Genomic DNA, 13200 nt, shown 5'->3' on the forward strand with positions numbered 1-13200 from the left:
TCTCTTTCCTCCTATTTTTTTCTCTTCTTCCTTTATTTAAAATTTTTTATATTTCAACGATTATTCTACCACAAATAATAGATTTTTTTAATTTTTTCACTAAAAAAATTAAAAAACAACATCGAAAGTCTTAAAAAGAACTAAAAAAAGGAAGCGTTTTTGCCACCTCCTAAATATCTTCAACATCTTATTTTTTAATGTAATTATTATAATATTTATATTCATCATATCCATATTCGTTTACATAGGTTTTTTCATCTATCTTATTTATTACTACCCCGTATATTTTAGCTCCTGCCCGCTGAAGAATTTTTTTTGTACGAAGCATTTTTTCTTTTTTCACCATATTATACCCACATACATAGACAATTCCGTCTGCATATTCTGACAGTATCGCCGCATCGGTAGCTATAGTAAGGGGAGGTGTATCCAATACTACCAGATCATATCTCTTTCTCAGCTCTTCCAATAACTCCTTAATCCTATACCCTAAAAATAATTCAGTTATGTCTCCCTTTAGGTGCTTTGAGGGCAAAATATCCAAATTCTCTTCAAACCCTTTTATAACCACCTCATCTATTTTTTTCTTTCCTAAAAGAACACTCTCTATCCCATGAGTTATCTCCATTTTTAATCCGCTAAAAGGTCTAAACCTTCTTATATCGCAGTTTACCAAAATAACCTTTTTACCTGTCACGGCTTCTGACATTGCATAATTAGAAGATATAGTAGTCTTCCCTTCATTGGGTATAGTACTTGTAAAGATGATTATTTTATTTTCTTTTTTTCTAAAAAATGCATATTACTTCTGAGAATCCTGAATGATTCCAACAGATAATTATCTGAATCTTTTTTAAAAAAAATATTTAATTTTGGCATTATTCCCCCTTTCTAAATTTAACTAAGTTTTTTATTACTTCTTCTAAAAAAATTTAGTTCTAGCTATAAACTCTCTCAATAATTTTTTCAAAAAAAAGTGCAGACCAAAAAAGATCTGCAACTGGCTGCCATTTTAAAGGCCCTATAGCTTTGCGTCATAGGATTTCCCCTATTTTGCCTATATTATATATTAATTTATACGTCGTCCATTTTTATAGTTGAGTATCCCCAATATTTTCCCGTCTGGAGAATAAGTGATCCACTCTCCATCTAATTTCTGATCTCTATAATTTATCCTTTCGCTTATTTCTCCATTATGAAAATAAATAATTGTTTCTCCTTTTTCCCCCTTATAATTCCCCCTGGCCCACTTTTTCCCGTCAGTATAGTAGATAATAGAAAATTTATCCAGCCGGCCATTTTTATAACAATGGATCCATTCTCTGGTATGCTCCCTACCCTTACAATCAATATTTTTATCCATTAGACTCAGTTTATCAAAATCTCTTACTGTCCCTGTAAATGGTCTATCTTCATCAATTACATAAGTTATTCCATTTTTTTCCGTTGTTTTTTCTATCGGCACCGATCTCTCTCGGGTATAGATAAGATTAACTAATAGTAAAAACATTATCAATATTATTTTTTTCATTCTTGCCTCCTACAACACCTTTATTTTTACTTACTTTAGCGTATTTTTTCAAAATAAAAACAAAAAACAAGATAACCATACATACTCTTAAATATAATTTTAACATACTTTTGTTTTTCTTTTAAGCATTTTTTAAGAAGTTCGTATTTATCTCGTTTAATCGCTGTAGTAAAAACTAAAAAAGCAACGTGACGTTGCATCCAGACAGGCGCAATCTAAGATTTATAATATTTTATTTATTTCATAAATTTTATCGTAAAATTCTATGTTTACAGAATAAATTACTCGTATTTTTGCACAGCCTTGCAAGTATAATTTCCTAGATTATAAAAAAAGAAGGCAGCTTTCGCTGCCTCCTAAATAAATTAGAATTCTTTTCTAAATATATTTTGAGTTCTATCTGGACCTACTGAGATCATAGTGATTTCACATCCAATTATTTCTTCCATTCTAGCTACATATTTTTTACAGTTTTCAGGTAATTTATCGTATTCTCTGATTCCTGTGATGTCTTCAGACCATCCTGGTAATGTTTCATATACAGGTTTTGCTCTTTCAGTCATCTCGATAGCTGATGGTATAGTTGTCCATACCTTTCCGTCTATCTCATACCCTACACATATATTTAATTCATCCATTCCACTTAATACATCGATCTTTGTTACTACTACATCTGTAAGACCATTTATCATTACAGCGTATTTACCTACTACACCATCTAACCATCCACATCTTCTTGGTCTTCCAGTAGTTGCACCAAATTCGCTTCCAACTGTTCTTAATTTTTCTCCTGTTTCATCATTTAATTCAGTAACGAAAGGACCTTCTCCTACTCTTGTAGTATATGCTTTCATAACACCGATCACTCTATCGATCTTAGAAGGTGCTACACCTACACCTGTAGTAACTCCACCAGAAGTTGGTGAACTAGAAGTTACATATGGATAAGTTCCGTAGTTGATATCTAACATCATAGCTTGAGCTCCCTCAAACATTACTACCTTATCGTTATCTAATGCTTCATTGATCTCAGGAACAAAGTCAGCAATTCTATGCTTTAATTTTTCAGCATATTCTGTAAAGTCTGCCATGATTTTATCGTAACTCATAGCTTCTGTATTATAGATTTTTGTAAATAATTCATTCTTTTCATCTAAGTTTATCTTTAACTTTCTTCCTAATGCTTCCATGTCTAATAAGTCTACTGCTCTTATTCCACATCTAGCTATTTTATCAGCATAACAAGGTCCTATTCCTCTTTTTGTTGTTCCAATCTTATTTTCTCCTCTAGCTTCTTCCTTTACTATATCTAGTTGAACATGGTAAGGCATGATAAGATGAGCTCTATCAGAGATAAATAAGTGATCTACCTTAGCTCCTTTTTCCTCTAAAGTTGATAATTCGTGTAATAATACCTTTGGATCTACTACTACTCCTGGCCCGATTACACATTTCCCATTTCCGTGTAACATTCCTGAAGGTAATAAGTGAAGGATAAATTTCTCCCCATTTACTACTACTGTATGTCCTGCATTGTTTCCACCTTGGAATCTAACTACATAGTCTGCCTTATGTGCTAATACATCGATAATTTTACCTTTACCCTCGTCTCCCCATTGTGTTCCTACTACTACATAACTTGCCATGATCCACCTCTTCTTAGATTTATTTTTAATATTTAAACGTTCCAACACAGAGTTCTAAAAATCCCTGACTTTCACAGAATAAAATATTATTTAATTATTTAGTGTTACTTATTTTTCTACCAACTTTAAAAGTTTTTTTGTCACGAATTACACAAATTTTCACGAATTTCTCTTTTGAATTAAAAATCTTTTTCTAGATGTTATTCTACTTCTCAGTAAATTCTCTACTTAGTCGTACAACAGAATAAGTTCCGCAGTGAAGCGAGGACTGTAGCTGTAAAAAGACGTACATTACCTTTGACTTACTCATATAACATCAAATGGTTATTGCTTCAGTTTCTTTTACGAAAAGAAACCATAATGAAAAAGTATAAAAATCTTATTATTTTCTTTTTTCTATTTCTTTTTCTGCATTTTTATTTTTTTCTAATGTTATTAGAGGAAAATAAAATATTCGCATATCTGAAAGAACTCGTATCAAGGACGAAATCCTTGGAACTTTCTTTTATTAATCCACTTAAAAATTAATTTTTTAAATTATTATTTTTTACCTAATTTCTTTATCTCTATATAGTTGATATTCTTTTGATGTTTATATGTGAATAGACTTTCGAATTCAGTCATAATATTTTCATCTGCCAACGGACTATTATGCAGGTCAGCAGTATGATATACCACTTCATACCCTTCTACTTCCGGCATAAACTCCAATACATCTGCATAATATTTATCGTGGTCAGTTTTAAAGAATAACCTTCCATCTTTTGCTAATATCTGGTCCAATAATGCAAATAACTTTGGCTGAAGGATTCTGTTCTTTTCCCTTCCTTCCCATGGATCTGGGAAGTTAATGTATAACCCTGCCATCTCTTCGTGACCTATAAAGTTAGTTATCTCTTCTCCACGTCTTTTTATAAACAATAAGTTATCTAACCCTAATTTTTCAGATCTTCTAGCTGAAAGGACCAGCCTTTTAAATCTTATCTCCAAAGCCATATGGTTTCTCTCTGGATATCTTACACACATATCATTGGCAAACATTCCGCTTCCAGAACCGATCTCTAAATAAATAGGATGTTCATTTTTAAAAAATTCATTCCACTTACCTTTATAAGAATCCATAATTTCCTTATCATACATTATATGGTTTGGATGCTCTGCTAGCTTTACCATATATGGATTATAATGTTTTCTCTCGTAGTTGAAAAAGTGTTTCCACATATCTCCTACATTATTATCATTTTTTATATTTGACATCTTGCCTCCATTTTTATCAACAATTCTTTGATTATCTCTATGTTATATATATGTTTTTTTACTTATTTTTTAGTATTTTTGTTCCTGTCATTTTCAGTACATTTCAGTATACTAAAATTTCCATATTCTGTCAATATCACTCTTTAAAACTAAGATAAAAATAATTTTCCCCACAGATATCTCTAATGAATAAAATCCTTTAAAAATAGATTTTTCTCTTTTGACACCAATCTACACAAATTAAATACCTTTATAGCCACAGATAGGTGTTATTTATTTTTTGACACAGATTACACAAATCTAAAATCTAATCTACAAAGACTCAGAGTTCAGAAAGTTTCTTAGAGGTAAATCTTTTTTTCTTGCTTAAAATCTGTATCTCTCTGTGTAATCTGTAACTTAAAAAATTCTTTCCTTTGTTAATCATATATTTTTAATTCTATTTTTCCATGATTTTTTCAAAGGTCAAATCCACAACATGGCTGTTCTCCTCAAAAAATTTATCTATCCTGTTTTCAATTTCAGCTTTAAAACCTCTTTTATCAGAATCTCTCAGTGTTTTATTTTCCACTTCATAGTTCTTGACTGCCTGGTATAGTTCCTCTACCCCGTTTACCTGGGCACCAATCTGTCTAGCCACTACTTCCCTTGCAATACTCCTCACATTTTGGACAAAAGGTCCGAAAATTGGCGGTTTCCTGTAAAACAACGGTTCTAGAAGGCTGTGTCCTCCTATATCTACCATGGTTCCTCCTACATATGCTATATCTGCAATGGCATATAGTTTACGCAGTTCCCCTATCTTATCTACAATTATTATCTCTGTATCTCTTTTAGATAATTCTTGAATTCTCTCTACATCTTCACTACCTTCTTTATTATAAATATCCGTCCATCTCTGATAGTTATACTTTTTCAGCAGTCTTTGGCATATATCTTCTGTTCTCTCTATATGCCTGGGTACCAAGATCAAAAGATAGTCATCTAGTTTATCAAAAACTTCCAATAAATATTCTTCTTCATTATCCCTTGTACTACCTGCTACCAATATTTTTTTACCCTTTTCATTTATTTTTTCCCTTAAATCATCCAATTCTTTTTCCCCATATTCTGGAAGTTCAATATTAAATTTCAGATTTCCATAGTTATAAACTTTAGTCTCAGGAGCCCCCAGAGATATTATTCTCTCTTTGTCCCGTTCAGTCTGCATGATAAATGTGTCTATCTTACAAAATATACCTCTCAATAAAGATTTTATTTTCGTATATGAGCCTATACTTCTGTCTGATATCCTTCCATTTATCAAAACTACCTCTGATTTTTTAGAGCATAAGAGGATTAAATTTGGCCATATTTCCGTCTCTATGATCACTAATTTTTTTAAAACTATCCTCTTTAAAATTTTCTTTATGCAAAAATAATCATCTAAAGGAAAAAATAAAAGATCTACCCTGGTTTCATCTGCATATTTTTTTCTAGCTGTTTCCATTCCGGTATCAGTCATCATAGTTAAAATGATTTTTTCCTGTGTTTCATCTATAAATTTATTTATTATAGGTTCCGCTAAGTTCACCTCTCCTACAGATGCACAATGGATCCATATAGTATCTTTTTTCTCCCCTATATCTATCTTTTGAAATATTCTTTTTTTTACAAATTTTCTCAACTTATTAGAAAATATCATTCCTATCCCTAAAGGAAGATATAGTATTGTTCGTATCAAATTATATAAAATTATCCTCATCCCCTATATATGCTGCACTAAATAATAAGTAAGGGCAATCCGTGAATCACCCTTTCATAAATTCATTTTTTTATAATTTCTCGATTTTTATTTGTTTTTTCTCTTTCCCCTTTACACTTACTAAAACTATCCCTATAAATATTAGACTTCCTCCCCCTACTATAGCAGCACTAAAGGGTTCTCCTAAAAATAAGATTCCGCATATAGCAGCTACAAATATTCTACTAGAAGATATCAAACTACCCTCCAATGCTTTCACATATTTAAATCCATTGGTTACAGTATATTGTCCTAAATATGAAAATACTCCCATTCCCAATAAAAGCATCCCTTCTCTAGAAGTCGGTATCTTAAATTGATGTCCAAATGGAATCAAAGTCATAACCATTCCTATACTCATAAGGTAAAATAAAATTGTACTAGAACTATCTGTTATCCGAGCTTTTCTTAGGGCTATTATCCCAATTGCTGCTACAAATCCCATAAATAATCCCAATCCATCTACCCAGCTGACAACTCCTAGAGCCAATCCAGATATTAGGAATATTCCTACAAAAGCTATAGCTACTCCTATAATATTTTTTACTGTCCACCTTTCATCCGCAAGTAAAAGAGGCCCAAATATCGTGACAAATATCGGGTATGTCAAATTATATATATTTGCCTTGGTTGTAGTGGAATATTCTATCACCATAAAAAATAATAATATTGCTAAGGCTGTAAAAAAACCTCTTCCCAGTACCGCTTTTTTATTTACCATTTTAATTTTATACCCTGTTTTCATAAGACCTATATTTACCATTATAAATCCGATTAAAAATCTAAAAAACGTTACCTCTGTGCTGGGTATCCTACCATCCTTTGTTATCAACTTTACAAATAAAGTCATTATATAAAAAAACATTGTAGAAGCAAACACCATGGTATAACCCTTTACACTACTCTCTCTCTTTTTCATTTCTCCTCCAAATTCCTTTCGTTACCTTTTTTATTCTAATACTTCACTGATCGGTACTAATTCTACTCCTTCATCTTCTATATAATCCAACATCTCATATATAGCTTCTGCTGTTTCCTTTCTGTAGTGTCCAATCACTAAGACTTTTTTCCTTTCCTTGGCTAATCCTACAGATACTTTTATAGCTTCCATAATATCTTCCTTCTTGTGGGAATTATCTATAAAATAGGATGTATAGTAGGTCGGTATATCCAATTCCTTAGCTATCTTATATCCCTCTTTCTTACTGTTGGTATTAGAGTCTATAAAAAACATCTCTTTCTTCTTTACATAGGATAGAAGCTCCCTCATCTTTTCCGGGTCATTTGTAAACCTGGATCCCATATGATTATTAAACCCCTTCACCGCTCCTAGATTCTCTATTGCACCATCAAATTTATCATAGATCTCTTTTTCAGTCATAGATGGTTTTATAAGTCCCTGGGTCCTCCTATTCAGAATATCGTTAGACCCTTCCATAGGCATATGCAGGATAACTTCAAATCCTACATCCTTTAATATCTTGGTTGCCTGACTAGTCTTAGGTAGATATGGTATAGTTGCAAAGCTCAAGTCCCTGTCTATTTTTTTAAAATAAGCTGTAGTCTTTGTATTCATTCCTACATCATCTATTAATATGGCTAATTGAGGAGGTGTAAAATAATTTATCTCCAAGATTAATTTTTCCTCACCCTTGGAATCATTATAAACTATCTCTTTTTGATCCCCTTTTGAAACTTCCTTCATCTGTAAGGCAGCATTCTCTAAGTCTAAGTTCTCTCCTTTTTTCAGATCAAATATATACTTAATTCCATCTTCCTCAACAGGTCTCCCGCTTACAACCGCATAATCATTTACTTCCTTTATTATTTTTTCCACAGCCATATCTTCCTGTAACTTTATTTGCCTTTCATATTTATTCCCGCTATGCCACTTAAACAATACAGCTATTATCAGGATAGATATTACTCCTATTCCATATACAATCTTTTTATTTATCCCACTCACCCCTTACGGTTTCTAACCACATTTATAATTTAAATTTTTTTCAAAACTTTTTTTGTCACGAAGGATATACGAATATTAAATTTCACTATACTCAAACAAAGAAATTTAAATGTATAATTAGAATTCACTTAGCTTTCTCTAGGCAAACCTTTCTTTTCTCTGTGTTCTCCGTGTCCAAGAAAGTTTCTTTTTCTTGGTTAAAATCTGTATCTCTCTGCGTAATCTGCAACTAAATCTTTCAATTTTCAACTAGCTACTTTCAACTAATGTTTCTTCGTGTAATTCGTGACTAGCTTTTTTATCTTCTCTTTTAATTCTAAATTTTTAATTATACATTGTGCACTGTCAATTATTTCTTCTCTTCTACTAGTTCCGATATAGCTCCTACTACTTCATCTATATTCATAAAACTTGTATCTATCTCTACAGCATCTTCAGCTTTTTTTAGTGGACTTTCCTTCCTATTAGAATCAAATTCATCCCGTCTGATGATTTCACTTAAAACATCTTCAAAATTTTCAACTATCCCTTTATTTTTAAAGTCTAAAACTCTTCTCTTGGCTCTTTCCTCTGGAGATGCCACTAAAAATATTTTAAGATCTGCATTTGTAAATACCACAGTCCCAATATCTCTTCCATCTAAGATAACATCCTTTCCTTCTGATATTTTTCTTTGAAGATCTACCAGTTTTACCCTTACTTCTTTTATAGCAGCTACTTTAGATACTATTGCAGTAACCTCTGGAGTTCTTATTTCTAAGCTTACATCATCACCGTCCACATAAAATTTATCATCTTTCATATCGATATTTACTTTATCCAATAAGTTTACTACCTCTGCTGTATCATCCAGATCTACCCTATCCCTTATAGATGTAAAAGCTATCATCCTATACATAGCCCCTGTATCTAAATAAGTTAATCTATATTTTTTTGCTACCATCTTTGATATGGTACTCTTTCCAGAACCCGCCGGACCATCTACTGCTACTATAAAACTCACTATCTCACTCCTTTTTCTAGACACAGAGATACACTGAGAATTTTTTAAGATTCACAGAGTTTTTCTTAGTCTAGTATTAAAATTAATTTTTAAACCTTTTTATCCTATTTTTTTTAATCTTAACATTAAAATTTATCAATAAACCAAGCTCTTTATCTAATAATTTTAAATAAGTTAACAATTGAGCTTCATGAATTTCTTTTATTTTTTCAACTGATTTTAATTCCACAATAACTCTATTATTTACTATTAAATCTGTTTTATAAGCTTTTTTTATAGTTATTCCTTTATAATCTAGATTAAATTCTTTTTGTTACTCAACTTTTAGACCTATATTTTCTAATTCAAATTTTAGACACTCTTCATATGACTTTCTAACAACCCAGGTCCTAAGTTTCTATGTACTTCTATCCCAGCACCAATTATTTTCCCGCTCAATTCATTTAATTCTATATCAACCCTCCGTGTAGCCCAGTCTTACATCAATGAATCTCTGCATCCAAAATAAATTAATATAGTTTTTCCACACTTATATTTGTATTGGTATAGATGCATATCTCCCCTGCTATTTGAAGACTTTCACAGACTATTTCATGGGGCTCCAGTTGTGTATGCCTTTTCAAGGCTTTGGCTGCTGAATAGGCATAAGTTCCTCCAGAACCGATAGCTGCAATATTATCATCTGTTTCCAATACATCTCCTGTTCCCGATAAAATCAGAAGATTTTTTTTATCTGCCACTACCAGCATTGCATCGAGTTCACGCAAAGCCTTGTCCGATCTCCACTCCTTAGCCAATTCTACTGAAGCTTTTTTTAGATTTCCGCCATACTCATCCAATTTATTTTCGAATTTATCAAATAGTGCAAAGGCATCTGCTGCTGCTCCTGCAAATCCTGCCAATATTGAATCGTTATAAAATTTTCTTATTTTTTTTGCTTTATTTTTAAATACGGTATCTCCAAAAGTTACCTGTCCGTCTCCGGCAATAGCTACCTTATCTCCATCTTTTACCGCTAATATTGTAGTTGATCTAAATTTCAATTATACTCCTCCTTCCAAAATATTTTTTCATTTTAACCTTTTCTATCACCAATTACACAAATTAAAAAAATTTGCCACTAATCGACACCAATCATCACTAATTTTTAATTTCTTACTGCTACAGCACAGGAGTTTTTATTTTTGGAGAACACAGAGATTCACTGAGTATCAGATGAGAAGTTCAAAGAGGTTTTCTCCGAGCAGCTCTGTTTTTCCTCTGTGTATCTCCGTGTCCAAGGGTTTTATTTTTTTCTTAGTTTAAATCTGAATTTATCTGCGTAATCTGCGACTAAAGTTTTTCTCTGTTATCTTTCCTCTATTCTTTATTCTCTATTCAATTGTTTTTTCCCCTTCGAACTACTATCATATGTTCTTCATATATCCTTGTGCTTTCCGGACTGGTATGTCCCATAAGTTCCTGTAAAAAATGAATATTCATACCTTTTTCCAGGAGATACACTCCAAAGGTATGTCTGAATGTGTGGGGACTTATCTCCTTTTCCAGCATCGCTTTTTTGGCGTACCTATCTATAATCCTACGGAGAGACCTGTCACTTAATCTTGTTCCGCTTCCATTTACAAAAATGATATCAGGATTATATTTTTCACCATATTTTTCTTTTTTTGCAGCTAAATAATCTTTTAAAAATCTCTCTGCCGTCTGGCTAAAAAATACAGTCCGGCTGCTGTTACCAACTATCTTTATCTCCCGTTCTTCCAGATCCACTATATTTTCTCCCAATGAGAGCAGTTCCCCTGCTCTTATCCCGCTGGAATACAGCAGCTCTATTATAAGCCTATCTCTAATTCCATTGGTTTTAGTGGTATCGATCACCGATCTCAGTTTTTCTAACTCATCTTTTTTTAAAAGAGTCGGGAATTTATTTACAAAGGATGGGTTATTCAAAAGTATTATTGGGTTTTTATCTATAACTTTATTTTCCTTTAAATATTTAAAAAAAGTTCTCAAGGTGGATAACTTCCTGCTTATTGATCTCTTGCTTATACTAATAGATCCTAAGTAGAGTATAAAACCTCTTAAATTCAGCTCCTCTACTTCACCTATATTTTCAATGAGTTCATGTCCTACAATAAATTCTACAAATTGTTCTAAATCTTTTTTATAGGATTTTATGGTATTTTCACTTTTTTGCTGTCCAAACTGTTCATAGTAGATAAATTCTTTTATCAGTTTTTCCAAAATTACAACACCCCCTTTTGATCCTGTTTTACTTTAAACCTACCCATAGAACGCAAATCTCTTCGAGATACACTAAAAACATCTAATCTACGCTGATAATTCTTTTCTCTTAGTTTTTACCCAAAACAAATATCTATGGCCATTAAAGTTTTTTCTGTGTCTGTGATAGCATTCGCGTTCTATTTTTTTAGAAACACAGAGATTCATCGAGGTAAAGTTAGAGTTCCATAGAGATTTCTCCGTGCACTCTTTTTTTCTCTGTGCTCTCCGTGTCCAAGGCTTTCTCTTTTTATTCATTTTTTAGAATTAATTGGTGGATAAATTATTAATTACCTTAATATTTTATTTCCTTTATCTTTTCTTTCATATACTCTACCGATCTTTCTCCTAAGGCTGTATTTCTGTCCCTTTTATCCCTTACTCTTGGTCCTTCCAATGCTCTTACAATTCCAAAGTTCGGTCCCATAGGCTGGAATTCTTTCTTTCCTTCCTCTGTGATATAGTTAATTATCGATCCTGTAGAAGTCAGGTCTTCCAACACAAATTCCTCTTCTCCCAACATATGGTGGTATAAGTTTATAGCTGACATCATCCCTGTTGCCATAGCTGCTACATAACCCTCTCCTCCTGTTATTTGTCCGGCAAAAAAGATCTTTTCATTAGTTTTTAAATTTAAACCTTTGTTTAACAGTTTTGTAGAGTCTATAAAGGTATTTCTATGCATCACACCATATCTTATGAAATCAGCATTTTCCAATCCTGGAATCATTTGGAACACTCTCTTTTGTTCTCCCCACTTTAAATTAGTTTGAAATCCTACTAAATTATATAATTTCCCGTCTTTATCATCCTGTCTCAACTGAACTACTGCATAATCTTTCTCTGTTTTATGCGGATTTGTCAATCCCTTTGGTTTTAATGGTCCGAACAACAGTGTCTTTTCACCTCTGCTGGCCATTTTTTCCACTGGCATACACGCTTCAAAAACCTTTTCTTCCTCAAAAGTTTTAAGTGGTGATCTTTCAGCATTTATCAGTTCATGATAGAAGTTTTCATATTCTTCCTTTGTCATTCCACAGTTTATATATTCCCCGTCTCCCTTGTCGTATCTAGACTGGTAGTAAACCTTCTCTTGATCTATCGATTCCAAAGTTACTATAGGAGCTACTGCATCGTAGAAATACAGGTTAGTTCCCTTTGTTAATTTTAAAATTTCATTCGTTATTCCTGTCGATGACAGAGGTCCACTGGCTATAATTACATATCTATCCTTTGGAATTTCTGTTAACTCCTCCCTGATTATCTCTATATTTTCCTCTGCTTCCAACCTCGCCGTTACCATCTCGGCAAATTCTTCACGGCCTACTGCCAATGCCTGCCCTGCTGGTACACGAGTTTCATCTGCTATCTCTACCAAAAGAGATCCCATCATACGAAGTTCTTCCTTCATTAAGCCAGATGCATTGGATAATAGATTTGAACCCAACGAGTTACTGCAAACCAATTCTCCAAATTTATCTCCAGTATGAACCTCTGTATTCTTTACAGGTCTCATCTCATATAATTTTACCTTTACCCCTCTTTTAGCAAGCTGATATGCTGCTTCACTTCCTGCTAATCCTGCACCTATTACTATTACTTCCTCTATCTTTTTCATATTATATTCCACTCCTTATACTCTTTCACTTTTATTTTTCAGTTTCTCATGATTTTTTACTCTTCATTATACTAAGTTTATCGGACTTTTAAAAGTTTTTTCTATATAATTGC

11 protein-coding genes, 1 pseudogene and 1 riboswitch are annotated in these 13200 nt (G+C 32.5%); all 12 genes and pseudogenes read right to left on the reverse strand.

Going from position 1 to position 13200, the window contains the following annotated elements; translation table 11 throughout:
* Positions 1 to 187: 187 nt before the first annotated feature.
* Positions 188 to 751 carry a CpsD/CapB family tyrosine-protein kinase gene (locus NRK67_15725; GenBank protein UUV19956.1) on the reverse strand — a complete coding sequence of 188 codons (564 nt, stop codon included), beginning with the start codon at positions 749 to 751 and terminating at the stop codon, positions 188 to 190.
* A gap of 241 nt (positions 752 to 992) precedes the next feature.
* Positions 993 to 1068: riboswitch (cyclic di-GMP riboswitch) on the reverse strand.
* A gap of 1 nt (position 1069) precedes the next feature.
* Positions 1070 to 1531: a hypothetical protein gene (locus NRK67_15730; protein UUV18718.1), complete on the reverse strand. Its 462-nt coding sequence runs from the start codon at positions 1529 to 1531 to the stop codon at positions 1070 to 1072.
* Positions 1532 to 1896: 365 nt separating this feature from the next.
* A complete protein-coding gene (locus NRK67_15735) occupies positions 1897 to 3177 on the reverse strand; it encodes an adenylosuccinate synthase (GenBank protein ID UUV18719.1) in 1281 nt (426 codons plus the stop codon).
* Between the two features lie 540 nt (positions 3178 to 3717).
* On the reverse strand, positions 3718 to 4434 hold the full coding sequence (trmB, locus tag NRK67_15740; GenBank protein UUV18720.1) for a tRNA (guanosine(46)-N7)-methyltransferase TrmB: 717 nt from the start codon (positions 4432 to 4434) through the stop codon (positions 3718 to 3720).
* A 439-nt stretch (positions 4435 to 4873) separates the two neighbouring features.
* Positions 4874 to 6157 (reverse strand): 3-deoxy-D-manno-octulosonic acid transferase, encoded by a 1284-nt coding sequence (locus NRK67_15745; GenBank protein ID UUV18721.1) that lies wholly within the window; start codon positions 6155 to 6157, stop codon positions 4874 to 4876.
* A gap of 91 nt (positions 6158 to 6248) precedes the next feature.
* Positions 6249 to 7136, reverse strand: coding sequence for a DMT family transporter (locus NRK67_15750; protein ID UUV18722.1), 888 nt, complete (start codon positions 7134 to 7136; stop codon positions 6249 to 6251).
* Between the two features lie 30 nt (positions 7137 to 7166).
* Positions 7167 to 8183, reverse strand: coding sequence for a divergent polysaccharide deacetylase family protein (locus tag NRK67_15755; GenBank protein ID UUV18723.1), 1017 nt, complete (start codon positions 8181 to 8183; stop codon positions 7167 to 7169).
* Positions 8184 to 8532: 349 nt separating this feature from the next.
* Positions 8533 to 9189, reverse strand: a complete 657-nt coding sequence (gene cmk, locus NRK67_15760) for a (d)CMP kinase (protein UUV19957.1) — start codon at positions 9187 to 9189, stop codon at positions 8533 to 8535.
* A 79-nt stretch (positions 9190 to 9268) separates the two neighbouring features.
* Positions 9269 to 9639 (reverse strand): annotated as a pseudogene (locus tag NRK67_15765) (GxxExxY protein).
* 56 nt (positions 9640 to 9695) lie between these two features.
* The gene (hslV, locus tag NRK67_15770) at positions 9696 to 10229 is read right to left on the reverse strand and encodes an ATP-dependent protease subunit HslV (protein UUV18724.1); all 534 of its coding nucleotides are present in this window, start codon (positions 10227 to 10229) and stop codon (positions 9696 to 9698) included.
* Positions 10230 to 10563: 334 nt separating this feature from the next.
* Positions 10564 to 11430 (reverse strand): tyrosine-type recombinase/integrase, encoded by an 867-nt coding sequence (locus NRK67_15775; protein ID UUV18725.1) that lies wholly within the window; start codon positions 11428 to 11430, stop codon positions 10564 to 10566.
* Positions 11431 to 11764: 334 nt separating this feature from the next.
* Positions 11765 to 13087, reverse strand: a complete 1323-nt coding sequence (trmFO, locus tag NRK67_15780; protein UUV18726.1) for a methylenetetrahydrofolate--tRNA-(uracil(54)-C(5))-methyltransferase (FADH(2)-oxidizing) TrmFO — start codon at positions 13085 to 13087, stop codon at positions 11765 to 11767.
* Between the last annotated feature and the right edge of the window lie 113 nt (positions 13088 to 13200).

This window comes from Fusobacteria bacterium ZRK30 (assembly GCA_024628785.1).
Classification (GTDB): Bacteria; Fusobacteriota; Fusobacteriia; order Fusobacteriales; family Fusobacteriaceae; genus Psychrilyobacter.

Coding starts and splice junctions, on each gene's coding strand:
- NRK67_15735 (UUV18719.1), bottom strand. CDS start 3,177: ATGGCAAGTTATGTAGTAGTAGGAACACAATGGGGAGACGAGGGTAAA.
- trmB (UUV18720.1), bottom strand. CDS start 4,434: ATGTCAAATATAAAAAATGATAATAATGTAGGAGATATGTGGAAACAC.
- NRK67_15730 (UUV18718.1), bottom strand. CDS start 1,531: ATGAAAAAAATAATATTGATAATGTTTTTACTATTAGTTAATCTTATC.
- trmFO (UUV18726.1), bottom strand. CDS start 13,087: ATGAAAAAGATAGAGGAAGTAATAGTAATAGGTGCAGGATTAGCAGGA.
- NRK67_15750 (UUV18722.1), bottom strand. CDS start 7,136: ATGAAAAAGAGAGAGAGTAGTGTAAAGGGTTATACCATGGTGTTTGCT.